12 protein-coding genes and 2 rRNA genes are annotated in these 15,639 nt (G+C 45.2%); 7 read left to right on the top strand and 7 right to left on the bottom strand.

Going from position 1 to position 15,639, the window contains the following annotated elements; all coding sequences use genetic code 11:
* Positions 1–46: 46 nt before the first annotated feature.
* Positions 47–1,621: a TerC family protein gene (locus AY607_RS08485; RefSeq protein WP_064102337.1), complete on the bottom strand. Its 1,575-nt coding sequence runs from the start codon at positions 1,619–1,621 to the stop codon at positions 47–49.
* 332 nt (positions 1,622–1,953) lie between these two features.
* Between AY607_RS08485 and AY607_RS08480 the strand changes: the two genes are divergently transcribed.
* A complete protein-coding gene (locus AY607_RS08480; RefSeq protein ID WP_064094686.1) occupies positions 1,954–2,574 on the top strand; it encodes a TIGR00730 family Rossman fold protein in 621 nt (206 codons plus the stop codon).
* Between the two features lie 65 nt (positions 2,575–2,639).
* On the opposite strand, the gene AY607_RS08475 is transcribed toward AY607_RS08480, so the two are convergent.
* A complete protein-coding gene (locus AY607_RS08475) occupies positions 2,640–3,614 on the bottom strand; it encodes a hypothetical protein (RefSeq protein WP_064094687.1) in 975 nt (324 codons plus the stop codon).
* Between the two features lie 348 nt (positions 3,615–3,962).
* On the opposite strand from AY607_RS08475, the gene mdtD reads away from it, so the two are divergent.
* The 6 genes from mdtD (at position 3,963) to AY607_RS08445 (ending at position 10,223) form a co-directional block, all read left to right on the top strand.
* Positions 3,963–5,354, top strand: a complete 1,392-nt coding sequence (gene mdtD / locus AY607_RS08470; protein WP_064102336.1) for a multidrug transporter subunit MdtD — start codon at positions 3,963–3,965, stop codon at positions 5,352–5,354.
* 64 nt (positions 5,355–5,418) lie between these two features.
* On the top strand, positions 5,419–6,198 hold the full coding sequence (locus AY607_RS08465) for a GH25 family lysozyme (RefSeq protein WP_064102335.1): 780 nt from the start codon (positions 5,419–5,421) through the stop codon (positions 6,196–6,198).
* Positions 6,199–6,251: 53 nt separating this feature from the next.
* Positions 6,252–7,268 carry an MBL fold metallo-hydrolase gene (locus AY607_RS08460; protein ID WP_064102334.1) on the top strand — a complete coding sequence of 339 codons (1,017 nt, stop codon included), beginning with the start codon at positions 6,252–6,254 and terminating at the stop codon, positions 7,266–7,268.
* Positions 7,269–7,288: 20 nt separating this feature from the next.
* A complete protein-coding gene (gene dinB, locus AY607_RS08455; protein WP_064102333.1) occupies positions 7,289–8,344 on the top strand; it encodes a DNA polymerase IV in 1,056 nt (351 codons plus the stop codon).
* Between the two features lie 222 nt (positions 8,345–8,566).
* A complete protein-coding gene (gene shiA / locus AY607_RS08450; protein WP_064102332.1) occupies positions 8,567–9,877 on the top strand; it encodes a shikimate transporter in 1,311 nt (436 codons plus the stop codon).
* Positions 9,867–10,223: a RidA family protein gene (locus AY607_RS08445; RefSeq protein WP_064094693.1), complete on the top strand. Its 357-nt coding sequence runs from the start codon at positions 9,867–9,869 to the stop codon at positions 10,221–10,223. Before shiA ends, AY607_RS08445 begins: the two co-directional genes overlap by 11 nt.
* A 51-nt stretch (positions 10,224–10,274) precedes the next feature.
* Here the strand turns inward: AY607_RS08445 and AY607_RS08440 are convergent, their stop codons facing one another.
* From AY607_RS08440 to AY607_RS08420, 5 genes are all read right to left on the bottom strand, one after another.
* The gene (locus AY607_RS08440; protein WP_064102331.1) at positions 10,275–10,823 is read right to left on the bottom strand and encodes a hypothetical protein; all 549 of its coding nucleotides are present in this window, start codon (positions 10,821–10,823) and stop codon (positions 10,275–10,277) included.
* Positions 10,824–11,221: 398 nt separating this feature from the next.
* Positions 11,222–13,630: a YgiQ family radical SAM protein gene (locus AY607_RS08435; RefSeq protein ID WP_064102424.1), complete on the bottom strand. Its 2,409-nt coding sequence runs from the start codon at positions 13,628–13,630 to the stop codon at positions 11,222–11,224.
* Between the two features lie 143 nt (positions 13,631–13,773).
* Positions 13,774–14,988 carry an MFS transporter gene (locus tag AY607_RS08430; RefSeq protein ID WP_064102330.1) on the bottom strand — a complete coding sequence of 405 codons (1,215 nt, stop codon included), beginning with the start codon at positions 14,986–14,988 and terminating at the stop codon, positions 13,774–13,776.
* A 150-nt stretch (positions 14,989–15,138) separates the two neighbouring features.
* Positions 15,139–15,253, bottom strand: a 5S ribosomal RNA gene (gene rrf, locus AY607_RS08425).
* A gap of 180 nt (positions 15,254–15,433) precedes the next feature.
* Positions 15,434–15,639 (bottom strand): 23S ribosomal RNA (locus AY607_RS08420); the annotation flags it as partial.

The following is a 15,639-nucleotide window of genomic DNA, read 5'->3' as shown; positions in this document are numbered from 1 at the left end:
TGCGAGCTATTTTAGCAAATTTTTGCGTCCGAACCTTCGCTATAGTCTATTCCTGCGCAGGAAGCGGAATGATATGCACTTTATCGATCTTATGGCCGTCCATGGTGACCACTTCAAAGATATGTCCATCTGCTTCAAATTTTTCACCACTATGCGGTAAACGTGCCATATGGAATAACACATAACCGGACAGGGTGGAATATTCTTCAGTTTCATTGACCAGATCACGATCCAGCAATAAGGAAACATGACGGATATCGGTAGAACCATCCAGAATCAGGCTGCCATCTTCCAGACTTTCTGCAGCAGCTTGCAGCTCATCTTCATCTGGGAATTCACCGGCAATTGCTTCAAGGATATCAATTGGCGTGACAATCCCTTCAATCGAACCATATTCATTCAGGACAATCGCCATTTGCAATGGAGCCTGACGCAATTGCTCCATCACCATCAGGACTTGGGCATTTTCATGCACGATCACCGGTTCACGTAAGTGCTTTTCAAAATCCAGCACCCCGGTTTCAATGTATTCGTTCAGAACTTTATGGGTCAGTACCACCCCGGCAATATTATCCAGTTCACCACGCGCCACGATCAGACGTGAATGGCTCATTTGCAATAACTGTTCTTTGATACTGTCGGGCTCATTGTCCAGATCAATCCATTCCAGTTCAGGACGTGGCGTCATCACCGACTTGACCGGCCGTTCCGACAGACCCAGTACCCCCTGCACCATGACACTGTGATAAATACCATTTTCATCATTAAAGACTTCATCAGCAAAGGCACGTGTCGCCAGAACATCTTCCGGCTCAGAAGAATCATTGTCCTGAGCAGGTTTGCCACCGAGCATGCGCATCACTGCTGAAGCAGTACGGTAGCGCATGTCGGTGGTGGTCACCATTTTTTCCTGATTGCGTTTCATGGTCTGGTTAATAAATTCGACAATCACCGAGAAGCCAATTGCAGCATACAGATAACCTTTCGGAATATGGAAACCGAAGCCTTCGACTACCAGCGAGAACCCGATCATCATCAGGAAGCCCAGACACAGAATCACCACGGTCGGATGTCTATTGACGAAATCCATCAGGGCTTTGGATGCCCAGAGCATAATCCCGATAGCAATAATCACGGCAATCATCATGACTGACAGGTCCTTGACCATGCCAACCGCAGTAATCACGCTGTCCAATGAGAAAACGGCATCCAGCACCACGATCTGCACAATCACCATCCAGAATACAGCATGGACCGGATTTTCTTCTTTGATGACCGGTTTGGCTTCCAGACGCTCATGCAGTTCCATGGTGCCTTTAAACAGCAGGAACACCCCACCAAACAATAGAATCAGATCTCGGCCTGAGAAAGCATGATCAAAAATGTGGAACAGTGGATCAGTCAGAGTGACCACCCAGGCAATCGAAGCCAGCAAAATCAAACGCATCACCAAGGCCAGCATTAAGCCCACAATCCGCGCGGCATTACGCTGTTCTGGCGGCAATTTCTCCGCCAAAATGGCAATAAAAACCAGATTATCGATCCCGAGTACAATCTCAAGAACAACTAATGTGAGTAAACCGACCCAGGCTGAAGGATCCGACATCCATTCAAAGATCATACGCTTGGCTCCTGACACTCAGGACTGCTGCATTGAATGAACCGAGACTGTAAAGAAACAGCATAATATTTTTGATATTGAACAATACCAATTATTTGACGGCGATTTATAGAGTTACACGGCCAACTACCACTACCCATTTTCGTTCTATTGTTGTGAAACCAATTTTTAGTATAACAAGATCAAATCGAAATTCACCTTTTTTCATGGCTGTTTATCGATGAATTTTGCCTGGCTGGAATGCAGTAAAAATACAGCTGCTCACAGAATTGTCATATTTATTAATTAAGCTAGAGTCACCAGAAAGAAAAATGATAAGGTGAAGAAAATAAATGCAAAGCGTAATTCAAATGACAGATTATTTTAAAGACAACTCCCCAAAAACAACTCGCCCTTTAGTGGCACTCTATTGTGGTTCACGTGCAGGCAACAAGCCGATTTATTTAGAAAAAGCCCTTCAAATCTCGCAAGGACTGGCAGAACATGGTTTCGGGCTGGTTTATGGTGGCGCCAGTATTGGCCTGATGGGACAAGTCGCGGATGCCATGATCCAGCATGGTGGTGAAGTAGTGGGAGTCATTCCCGAATTTATGCTGGACTATGAAATTGCCCATAACCAGCTGACCGAGTTACATGTGGTGACCAGTATGCATCAACGTAAAGCCATGATGGCTGAGCGAGCCTGTGCCTTTGTAGCCTTGCCAGGTGGACTAGGTACTTTTGAGGAAATTCTGGAAATTGCTACTTGGGGCCAGTTGAACCAGCACCAGAAACCGATGATGCTATATAACGTCAACGGGTTCTATGATGCCTTGATTGCACAGCTGGACCGTGCCGTTGAAGATGGTTTTTTACCGCCGCAACATCGCGCCAAACTGATCATTTGCGAACACGAAGAAGAAATTTATACAACTTTAACCAATTTAGGCCATCCACAAAGATTTGTGGTTTAAACCGTTCCAATTAAGAAAAAAGCGAGCACCTGGCTCGCTTTTTTATGGATTTTCAGTGCTCGGACTTATTGACCATAATTCGTCACAAACTCATAAAACATCGGCAAAGTTGTTGCCAGAATGACCGACATGGCCAAACCGAACATCAGTTTCATGGCATCTGCACTGACATTACGTGAAGTACGATGTTTGTTGACTTCATCCAGAATCATCGACATGGCAAATTCACGACCTGCGAGTAAGCCCAGGAATACCCAGGTGGTACTCATTGGAATGTTGCTCCACTCTTTGAAAACTAACAGGATAATGGCATACATGAAGTCGATAATCGTTGCAGCACGAATGTCGGTTACACCGGTTTTGGTGTCGACAATGTTCTGGATAGCCCCACCACGTTGATACAGAATCACGCCCAGCAACACCACGAATACCGTAATCGCAAACATCAGGAATTCAAACGGCACCTGACGTGGTACATACACGAAGATGTTAGCCAGATCCTGAATCAGCCATTGGCTCCACAGAAAACCGGTAGAGACCCACTGCAAGCCCATCCAGACCTTGGAGTGCTCCTGATGACGTGTCTTGGCAAAATGGCGTGCCAGCTGCTTGGCCACAAAACGATAGATGACAATCGCCACGATAAAGGCGACGGCATAGCCCATCATCGATTTAACCATCATCGAGCCCAGGCTGGCAGGAGAGAAGATCGTAAGCACCAGGAAGGTAGTACTGACTGGAATCCCGTATCTGGTCAGTATTAACAGGAGAATAGGCGGCACAATATACAGCCAGGTAATGCCACCTTCAGGGAAAGGAATGGTTTCTAGACGACCGTATGAGGCATCACCTACCCCGGATGCATACCAACCATAGATCAATACGACAATTAAAATTGAGCTGATATAAATCCACAATACCCACCATGGGCGATGGGAATTTGATGAAATAAATGTCCCTAAGGTTTGAGGCACATCATTTCCGACAATAGAATAGGCGGCTAAACAGAAGCCGATCACCATCAAAATCTCGATTGTCATAAAAACAAACCTATACGCGAGGAGATTTCAGCACTGCTGAAAAGTTGGCCCAAGATTATGACGGTTTTATTTCATTTTAATGACAACACTGTCATATATATGCCGGTCTTACAAAAAAGAGCAGCGAAGTGCTCTGAATCTAGCAGCTTTTAGCGGCTCTAGATCGACTTGATAAATCATAGGGCGACTCCCTGATGTCATTGCTCCCTTATGACCAGAACATGACTTTACCATGACAGATTTCTTGCAGTTCATTGACACACGACGCTATAAAAGTTGACACGCTTTATATAGGACAGACCCGGCTGTTTCCTTTAAACTATTAAAAATTTTAAGCTTTCCATAATTATGAATGCCACGCCTACGCATCAAGCCCTAGATCCTGAATTCAGACTGCTGGTCTTGTTGGTGTCGATCGGCTTTTTTATGCAGGGGCTGGACAGTACCATTATCAACACGGCCCTGCCCGCAATTGCTAAGAATTTACAGGAAGATCCGCTGCGGATGCACGGTGTAGTCGTGGCTTATGTCCTGTCAGTGGCAGCCTGTATTCCCTTGAGTGGCTGGCTGGCAGACCGTTTTGGGGTCAGAAACATCTATTTTTCTGCCATTATCATTTTTTCTCTGGCATCGCTGGGCTGCGCTTGGGCTGAAAGTCTGAATGAATTACTCATCTATCGGGTATTTCAGGGCATAGGGGGTGCCTTTTTACTCCCGGTTGGCCGGCTGGCGATGCTGAAGATTATTCCGCGAACCCAGTTCTTGGCTGCCATGAGCCTAATGAGCCTGGCCGGACTGATCGGTCCGCTGATTGGACCGACCTTAGGCGGATGGATGGTCGAATATATGTCTGTGCGCTGGATTTTCCTGATTAATTTACCGATTGGCATTCTGGGTGCCCTGATTACCCTTAAAGCCATGCCCAATGTGCTTGAACCTACGGTAGCACGTTTCGATTTTGGCGGTTTTATCCTGCTCATCATCGCCATGGTATCGCTATGTCTTGGTATTGAAAATTTTGCCAGTCCACAACATCCGCTCTGGTGGAGTCTGGCCCTGATTCTGACTGGATTGGTAACTTCGCTTATCTATGCCTATCATTCGCACACCCATCAGAATGCATTATTCCGTAGCAAACTGTTTAAGAATAAAGTTTATTCGATCGGAATTCTGGGTAATTTTTTTGCGCGTCTGGGCGGTAACTCGATTCCATTTTTATTGCCTTTAATGCTGCAGGTGGCATTTGGTTTTGAACCCTTTGTGACCGGCTTGCTGATGATTCCAACTGTACTCGGTTCCTTGGCCTCCAAACCGATTATCCGCAGTATTGTGCAGCGCTTCGGCTATCGTCGTGTCTTGTTGGTCAACACCTTGTTGGTCGGCCTGTGTATTGCCAGTTTTTCCCTGACTACAGCAGACACCCCGCTCTGGTTAAGAACCATGCATTTCTTTATTTTCGGGGTTCTGAATTCACTCCAATTCGTTTCCATGAACACCCTGACTTTAAAGGATTTAAACCAGCAGGATGCCAGTAGTGGCAACAGCTTTCTATCAATGATCATGATGCTGTCGATGAGTATCGGGGTGGCACTGGCCAGTACACTGGTCAACATGCTGGGTGCCTATTACGGCGCTGACAATCTGGTGGCTGCTTTTCATATGGCACTGATCTGTTTGGGCTGCATCAATATTATTGCGGCCTATATTTTCTGGCATATTCCGAAAAACACCCCTGTCTAATGCGATAATAAACTTCAGACTGATACAGTTTTTAGACCAGCTCAGATACAGGTAAGGACTGAAGATGCAAAAACATCAGACTTGGAGCAGATATAGCAAGCCGCTTTTAGTAGGGTTTGGCTTTCTGGTCATATTGGTTACGATCGCCATGGTTTATCTCTATCTGATGAAAACCCCGTCTTCCCATGCGGCCGATTATCCAATTCAAGGATTTGATGTATCGCATCATCAAAAAGAGATCCAGTGGCAGCAGATTCCGCCTGAAAAGTACCGTTTTGTTTATCTGAAAGCCACTGAAGGCGGCGACTTTAAAGATACCCGTTTTCAGGAAAACTGGCTCAAGGCCCGGGAACGCGGCTTTCTGGTCGGCGCCTATCATTTTTACCGGCTCTGCCGCGATGGCAGCATTCAAGCCCAGAATTTTATTGACTCCGTACCCAATAAACCGGATACCTTACCGCCAGTGATTGATCTGGAATATGACAGCAAATGTATCAATACCTATTCTAAAGAGCAGCTTTTAAACGAAATTCAGGTGATGCACGATGCCCTGAAAAAGCATTACGGCAAGCAGCCGATTTTCTATATTTCTAAAGCTTTTTATAATATTGTACTGGCAGGAAATTTCCCCGACGTACCGCTCTGGGTACGTGAATACAAGGGTCTGCCTGATTTAAAAGGTCAGCCAGCGTGGCTATTTTGGCAACATACCAGTCAGGGGAAAATTCCCGGTATTACCACACCGGTAGATCTGAATGTATTTTATGGCTCAGAACAGCAATGGCTGGATTTTCTCAAGAAGAATGCAATTGCAGCACCTTCATCTGAAGAGCAGGCGAAATAAAGCTGATCACCTGAAAACAAGTTCTTTATAAAAACAACAAGGAAATAAAAAGATTGAAATGGATAAAAGGCGTTTTACTCGGTCTGCTAATTCTTCTCCTGCTCATCGCGGGTACACTGGCTTATCTGTTGCAAGCTTCAGGAAAACTCAGGGACTTTCAAGCGTGGCAGCCGAAAACCGGTACCTCCTTTCACGGTCTCACCGTTAAATTTTTTGGTGTGTCCACCCTGTTACTCGATGATGGCCACGATCAGATCCTGATCGACGGTTTCTTTAGCCGGCCATCTTTGTGGCAGGTACTTAGCCGCCCTATTCAAAGTGACAGGTTACTCCTTGAACAACTGGTGCAACGCCATGAATTGAGTCGAACCCAAGCCATTCTGGTCACTCACTCGCATTATGATCATGTTCTGGATGTACCGGCCTTACTGGAAATACTTCCGAAAACTGCTGTCGTCGGTTCGCCGAGCACCCTGAATATCGCCCGGGCAAACCCTAAAGTTATTCCACAGCAATTACAGCCGGTTAAGCTTGGGCAAGTACAGCAATGGGGAAACTTCCAGATCACTGCCATTCCCTCACAACATACCCCGCCCACAGCGGTAAATGATGATTTAGGCGAAGAGTTGCTGCAGCCTTTTACCCTTCCGGCCAAATTTTCCGAATTTAAAGAAGGTGGCAGTTTCGATTACCTGATTGAGCATGTGGGATATAAAATTCTGGTCAAGGCCAGTACCGGATTTATTCCAGAGCAATTACAACATCTGGAAGTCGACACCCTGTTTTTAGGCATTGCCCAGCTCTCCAGACAATCTGCTGCCTATCAGCAGCAATATCTGGCTGAAACCCTGAACCTGCTCAAGCCCAAAGTGGTGATCCCGGTACATTGGGATGATTTTTTTCAGCCTTTAAACCAGCCGCTGCAATTTTTACCCCGTCTTGCCGATGACTCCCCAAAAAGTTTACAACTTCTGATTCAGGCTGCCGAGAGACAAGGGACCAAAGTTGTCCTGCTAAGCGGACCACAGCCCTATTTACTCAACGCAGCCGTCGCTTCCCAATCCGATTAAAGCCCCTTAAGATAGCGAACATGCGCAAAATTATTCATATCGATATGGATGCGTTTTATGCCTCGGTAGAGCTGCGTGAACGTCCAGAACTGAAAAACTTACCTATGGTGATTGCTTCGCATCATCCTCGGGCGGTGGTCGCGGCTGCCTCATACCCGGCACGGGTTTATGGCCTGCGTTCTGCCATGTCCATGGGGCAGGCGCGCAAACTGTGTCCTCAGGTCATCGTGATTGAGCCGGATTTTGCCAAATACCGGCAGGTATCGGCACAGATTCATCACATCTTCCAGCAATATACTTCCCTGATTGAGCCACTGTCTCTGGATGAAGCCTTTCTGGATGTCACAGAGAATCTAAAACAAATTCCAAGTGCTACCGAAGTCGCCATGCGGATTCGCGAGGATATTTTTCAAGCCACCGGATTAACCGCGTCTGCTGGTGTAGCGCCCAACAAGTTTCTCGCTAAAATTGCTTCGGACTGGCACAAACCGAATGGCATCTGTGTGATTAAGCCATCACAAGTTCAGGGATTTATCCAGAATCTGCCCCTAAAAAAAATTCCCGGTGTGGGAAAAGTTACCCAGGAAAAACTGAGCAGCCTGAACCTGAACACCTTGGGAGATTTACAGCAGATTGATGAAGCCTTACTGATTCAGCATTTTGGCAAATATGGACGACGGCTGTTTTTATATGCTCAAGGTATTGATGAACGACCGGTCGAAGTGGAACGAGAACGCCAGCAAATCTCTAAAGAAACTACTTTTGATGATGACCTGTATCTGAGTGAATGTCGTCCCTACTGGGAGCCCTTACTGGTACAGGTTTGGCAAAGTCTGCAAAAGAAACAGCTTTCGGCTCGCGGCGTTACGGTCAAATTAAAACTCAAGAACTTTCAGGTGATGCAACACAGTAAAAGTTTTAAACAGATACTGCGTAGTCCACAGGAATTAGCCCAAGCCTTGGACTTACTGCTCGACGATCTGCATATTGCCCCGCAGATGCAATTCCGGCTGATCGGTGTAGGCGTATATCAGCTCAGCGTCCCCGAGATTGAAACCCAATTGTCACTGCTCTAAGCAGTTTCTGTTCATGTTTTAAGCATCGGTTTAAAAAGACGGCAACTTTGTTTTTACATTTTGATTTTTTAGAGTAATCTATCTGCGCAATGCATTATCCATGTATGTGCTGAGATGCTGAAAATCACCTTTACTTTCAGCATGCTGTCCTGTAATTGGCGTGACGATCAAATCCGAATATTACAGGGCAACTCTGATGTAACTCATGGAATTCCCTCCTGCATGTCTTCTGTAAATTCTTCTGTTGTTCAAGAACAACGCGCACGTAAAGCTGCGCTATCTAGTTTTGTTGGTGCTGTTGTCGATTGGTATGATTTTCTCCTTTACGGCATTGTTGCAGCCTTAATTTTTAAAGATCAGTTTTTTCCCAGTATTGGCGAGAACATGGGTACCCTGGCAGCGCTGGCCACCTTTGGGGTCGGCTTCCTGTTTCGTCCTTTAGGTGGTGTAGTATTTGGTCACTTTGGTGACAAACTCGGCCGTAAAAAAATGCTGGTACTTACGGTAATCCTGATGGGAATTTCCACGGTAGGGATTGGCCTGCTGCCAAATTTCGAGGCAATTGGCTGGTGGGCACCGGTACTACTGGTGTTTTGTCGTGCCTTGCAAGGCTTTGCCGTCGGTGGTGAATGGGGCGGTGCAGCCCTCATGGCCGTAGAAAATGCACCAAAAGGAAAAAAGGCCTTTTATAGCAGTGGTGTTCAGGTCGGTTACGGCGTCGGTCTGGTTCTGGCCACCGGTGCAGTATCGCTTATACTCGCGACACTGGGTGAAGACGCCTTTGCTGAGTGGGCATGGCGTATTCCCTTTTTAGCCAGTATCGTGTTGATCGGCATTGCCATGTGGATTCGCCGTGATCAGGATGAATCTCAGGAATTTGTAGAAAAGGTGGTGAAAGCAGACCATCAGCCAGAAAAGCTGCCAATCTTGCAGGCCATCAGTAAACATCCTAAAGCTTTTTTCTATATCATTGCTTTACGTTTGACCGAATTGCTGACCATGTATCTGGTCACCAATTTCGCCCTGAACTATTCCACCAGTAATCTGGGCATGGACAAACAGTTCTTCCTGAATATTACCTTGATGGTCGGGGCCATTAGCTGCTTCAGTATTCCCTTCTTTGCCTGGCTGGCAGATAGATTCAATCATCAGAAAATGTGTGTCTGGGGTGGTTTGATTGGTGCACTCTCAGCCTTTCCATTTTTTATGGCGCTCGATGCACAAAATACCTGGATGATTATCATCGGGGCAATTTTACTGGCAAACGTTGCCCATGATATGGTGGTCAGTGTCCATCAACCGATTTTCACCTCACTGTTTGGCACCGAATACCGCTACAGCGGTGCCGGAGTTGGCTATCAGGTGGCGAGTATCATTGGTGGTGGATTTACCCCATTTATTGCAGCTGCACTGGTGATTTGGGCAGACGGTTCATGGCATTATGTAGCGATCTATCTGGCGGTGGGTTGTCTGCTGACTGCACTGGTCGCAGCCCTGATGCCCAAAACTCAGGATGAACAACATGACAGTTGAACGTTTACACGTATCGAAACGCTTTTCGGAAATTGCCATTGCCGGTAATCTGGTACATCTTGCAGGCCAGCTGGCTACAGATGTCGAACTGGATATTAAAGGGCAAACCCAACAGACTTTAGATATTATTGACCAGTTTCTGGCAGATGCCGGTACTGATAAAAGTCACATCATGTCAGTCACAATTTATCTCAAGGATATTGAGCATGACTATGCGGCTTTTAATGAAGTCTGGGATGCCTGGGTGGCGGATATCGAAGCGCTGCCTCGTACCTGTGTCGAAGCAAAACTGTATGATCCACGGGTATTGGTCGAACTGACCGTCGTGGCGGTTAAACCGGAATAATTTTCCTAGATCGATTCATAAAAAAGCATGCTTCTGGCATGCTTTTTTGTTTTAACCGACTGCTTTAATTTTACTGCGCTCTAAATCTGAATATAGATAGTATTTTTTCAGATCATTGCTAACTGTATATTTGGGCATTTTCTGCATTTGCGCTTGCTCCTGCAAAAAGTCTTGGCGCAACTGATAATATTCCGGCACATCGTCGTAACGGATCACCCGATAACCAGCCATGGTCAGTAATGCATCCTGGAACCCTGTCTGTTGTGGACGCTTAAGGATTAAAGGGTCATCTACCGCTACAACTGCCAGAATCTGATATTGCTGATCCAGAATTACAAAATCGGCAGTCAGGTTACGGTACTTGTGTCGAGTCCGGTTAAATTTGGTGGTCATTAAGGCATCATAGGAAACATGAGCCAGAATGATGCATTCTGGTAAAACTTCTCTCAGGCGAGTGAAGGTCAATTGCTCATTCAGATTGAAAATTGCACGCTGCTTCAACGCGCTGTCTTGTGGTTTGGAATTATTTCCGAGCTTTTTCCATGCCATGAGCACGACACAGAAGAGCAGGAAACTCCCAATCATAATATAGGTGGTCATGCCTAAATCCTTGCATTCTTATAATCATTTTTGTTTTATTGTTGTGCAGTATAAACCCACGCTTTATTTTAAATAGAGCTAACAACCAATCTGCTTAAATACCCATACAACCGGTATCAAAACTCGATTTTGTGTTACCTAAAATGACATCTTTTTGAATGCCAATGAAAGTGGATTTAAAGTACTGATAACGCACTCTAAAACATCCATAGAATTGATCGCAATACAAATCTGCTTAACTGTAGGACAATTCCGACAAAGTGTTATTTTTATACCACTTTTTAGCAATACATAATGCAAATAATACATCCCTTTACATTTTTTAATCATAGTCCTTAGCTACGTTACTTTACCTCAGCGCTAAAAAAAGACACCGAAGTGTCTTTTTATTAACTTAATTATGCACGTGATTTTGATTTAGCTTTAGGCTTCTGCCCACCAAAGGGTTTCTTGGCATCGCCTGTTTCACGTGGTGGCAAACCGGTGTGCTGGGTCAGAATTTGACCACGCTCAGGACGCTTCTTGGTATTTGAAGGACGTGACTGAGCTTGTGCAGCCTTGCTACGGTTCCCCTGCTCGCCGGTACGTTTTTGCGAATCACCGGCAACCGTCGAATTTTTCTTACGTGCCGATTGATACTGACCGTCTGCGCTGCCTGCAGGTTGATAAGTCGGAATCAGATGCTGTTTCGAGTTACCAATTAAATCCTGACGACCCATTTCTTTCAGGGCTTCACGCAGTAAAGGCCAGTTATTTGAATCATGATAACGCAAGAAAGCTTTGTGCAGACGACGACGCTTCTCACCTTTCACAATGTCGACATTTTCAGTGTAACGCGCTACTTTCGCCAGTGGGTTTTTACCGGTGTAGTACATGGTGGTTGCAGTCGCCATGGGTGATGGATAGAAGGTCTGTACCTGATCGGCACGGAAGCCATTCTTCTTCAACCAAATCGCCAAGTTCATCATGTCGTAATCGGTGGTGCCCGGATGCGCCGCGATGAAATAAGGAATCAAGTATTGTTCCTTGCCTGCTTCCTTACTATAACGATCAAACATTTGCTTGAATCGGTCATAAGTTCCAATGCCCGGCTTCATCATTTTATTGAGCGGACCTTTTTCGGTATGTTCGGGCGCAATCTTGAGGTAACCACCCACGTGGTGAGTGACCAATTCTTTAACATATTCAGGGTTTAAGACTGCAAGGTCATAACGTAAACCAGAACCAATCAGAATTTTTTTAATACCCGGCAACGAACGCGCTTTACGATAAAGCTGTGTCAAAGGTGCATGGTCAGTATGCAAGTTTTGACATACGCCCGGGAATACACACGATGGCTTACGACAGTTCTTTTCAATTTCAGGATCTTTACATGCCAAACGGTACATGTTTGCTGTTGGACCACCTAAGTCCGAAATAATGCCTGTGAAGCCAGGCGCTGTATCACGAATCTTTTCTACTTCACGCAAAATCGATTCTTCAGAACGGTTCTGAATGATACGACCTTCATGCTCTGTGATTGAACAGAAAGTACAACCACCGAAACAACCACGCATGATGTTCACAGAGAACTTAATCATGTCAAATGCCGGGAAACGTGCTTTACCATACGATGGATGTGGCAGACGTGCATAAGGCAGATCAAACACATAATCCATTTCTTCCGTGGTTAATGGAATTGGCGGTGGATTTAACCATACGTCACGCTCACCATGCTTTTGAACTAATGCACGTGCATTACCTGGATTGGTTTCAAGATGCAAAATACGATTGGCATGTGCATATAAAACTGGATCATTCGATACTTCTTCAAACGCAGGCAAACGGATTACGGCCAATTCACGCGATGGTAGTTTATGTTTAATTGCTTTAGATGCCGGTTGTAACTGCACAATTTGCGTGTCTTCGCCCAAGTTGTCGCCTTCACGTACAATTGGATTTGCCACATGTTCTTTTTGGAAACCTTGATATTGGCTTAAGTCTTTGCCCTGCTCAATTTCACAGCCTTCCAAATCTTCCGTCATCACATATGGGTTGATGATTGGATCAACACGACCAATGGTATCGACATCATTTGATGCGATTTCAACGAATTTGGCTTTTGATGGGCGGTTGTGTTTATTGACGATAAATGCAGTACCACGAACATCGGTAATATCTTGGATTTTTTCACCACGCGCCAAACGGTGCATGATTTCAGTGATTGAACGCTCACCATTACCGTACATCAATAGATCGGCTTTAGAATCCATCAACACTGAACGACGTACTTTATCTGACCAATAGTCATAATGAGCAATACGACGTAAAGAGGCTTCAATACCACCTAATAAGACAGGTACATCAGGATAAGCTTCACGTACACGTTGGCAATATACCGTTGCCGCACGGTCTGGACGTTTATTTGGTTGATTATCCGGTGAGTATGCATCATCAGAACGGATCTTACGGTCAGCCGTATAACGGTTGATCATCGAGTCCATGTTACCTGCGGTCACACCCCATGCAATATTTGGCTTACCCAATACACGGAATGCTTCAACATCGGTCCAATCGGGCTGTGCAATAATACCAACACGGAAACCTTGTGCTTCTAAAGTACGGCCAATAATGCCTGAACAGAATGATGGGTGGTCTATATAAGCATCGCCACAGACCAAAATAAAGTCACAACTGTCCCAACCGAGTTGATCCATTTCTTCGCGTGACATCGGCAAAAATGGCGCTGGGTCGAAACATGACGCCCAATATTTGTCGTAATCAAACAACGCTGTAGGCGCAGTCTGCATGGTATAAGCAGTAGACATGGCTAGCAATTCTCGGCTGGCAGATGGAAGATCAAAAAATAGATCAAAGATGAAAGCCGAGCATTTTAGCATGAATTCGGCTTGGGTTGCTTGATTATAATTTATACAACATAGGCTTTAGGACCTTAATCAGGAATATATACTCATTTTATTTCTAGCTTGCTTATTTTAGGTTTTAACTGTTGAGCTACCAATAAACCGATTGCCAAAATAATGCCGATGAACACACTGAGGCCGAGCCATCCCGCCTTTTCCCAGACCAGACCACTCGAGCTGCCGAGTACACTGGACCCAAGATAATAGCAGAATAAATAGAGTGATGATCCTACAGCACGATACTGTAAAGATTGCACAGATACCCAACTGCTGGCCGTGGAATGTGCAGCAAAAAATGCAAAGGTAAAAATGAGCAGACCAATAAAGATCAGCACCAAGCTGTTGACTAGCATCAATACCACTCCTAGCAGCATGCTGGCAAGCATGGCCACCAATACCTGGAAACGTCCAAATTTCTGGCTCCATGCCGCCGCACGAGGCGAACTATAAATTCCTGCCAGATAGGTAATAGAAATCACGCCAATCCAGACATGCGACAGCTCAAAAGGTGACTGAATCAGGCGATAGCTGAGATAATTAAAGACTGAAACAAAACAGCCCATCAGGATGAAACCTTGCAAGAACAAGATTCGCAGTTTGGGATCACTCAGATTATGCTGAAATGCGGTAAGGAAACGGCTCAATTTAATAGGATAAGCTTGAAAATTCCTGGATTTAGGTAATAAGAAATAGAAGGTTGTCGCAATACAGAGGTTAATTAGTCCAATGATTAAAGTCGCTGACTGCCAGGAAATAAAGTCTACCAATACCCCGGCAATCAAACGGCCACTCATACCGCCAATCGCAGTTCCAGAAATATAGAGTCCCATGGCCAAACCGATATCTTTCGCGGCCACCTCTTCCCCAATATAGGTCATCGCCACTGCGGCCACGCCACTCACGGTTAAACCAATTAATATTCGGGTAGCCAGAAATACTGACCAAACTGGCAATACAGCACTCAGTAACAACAATACTGAAACTGAAAATAAAGACCAGACCATAATCGGCTTACGGCCAAAACGGTCCGAGATCAGTCCAGTAAAAATAAGTCCAACAGCTAATGCAATGGTAGAAAATGAAAGTGGAAAACTGCTTTGCGTAGGAGAGATATGAAAATAGTCTGCCAGAATCGGCATCATCGGCTGGACACAATACAATGATGAAAAAATTGCAAATCCAGCCAAAAACAAGGAAAACAAAACCGCTTTAAAGGCAGAGGACCCATATTCAATATGGCTTGAAGATAAATTTGAAGACATATCCACTCCAGAAACCTGTTCCAGTATACGCCTACCCTACGGATTTTTTGCTGTGGTTTTATGTGAAAAATAATATTTGGAAGCTTTCGACTAAATTCCCCGCATAAAAAAACACCCCCGGCCTGATGACCGGGGGTGTTTCGAATAATGAGCTGGCGATGACTTACTCTCACATGGGTAATCCCACACTACCATCAGCGCTAAGAGGTTTCACTTCTGAGTTCGGGAAGGGATCAGGTGGTTCACTCTTGCTATGGTCGCCAGCACAACTGTTTATGGATACTCGCTTGGTCTTACATTTGCCAAGGTTTTTTCCAAATAGTGATTAACAGAAGTACTTGAGTTAAATTAGACTGTTCATTTTATCTAGCTTTTCAACTAAATCAAGTTTGATCGTTTGATTTCGAATCAATTGAGCGTTATACAACAACTGTTTGGGTGTTGTATAGTCAAGCCTCACGAGCAATTAGTATTGGTCAGCTTCATGCATCACTGCACTTCCACATCCAACCTATCAACGTCGTAGTCTTCAACGGCTCTTTAGGAGACATAAAGTCTCGGGGAAATCTTATCTTGAGGTAGGCTTCCCGCTTAGATGCTTTCAGCGGTTATCCCTTCCGAACATAGCTACCCGGCGATGCGACTGGCGTC

It is taken from the genome of Acinetobacter sp. SFA, assembly GCF_001647535.1.
In the GTDB taxonomy this organism is placed as follows: domain Bacteria; phylum Pseudomonadota; class Gammaproteobacteria; order Pseudomonadales; family Moraxellaceae; genus Acinetobacter; species Acinetobacter pecorum.
This window is presented reverse-complemented; position numbering and strand designations above follow the sequence as displayed.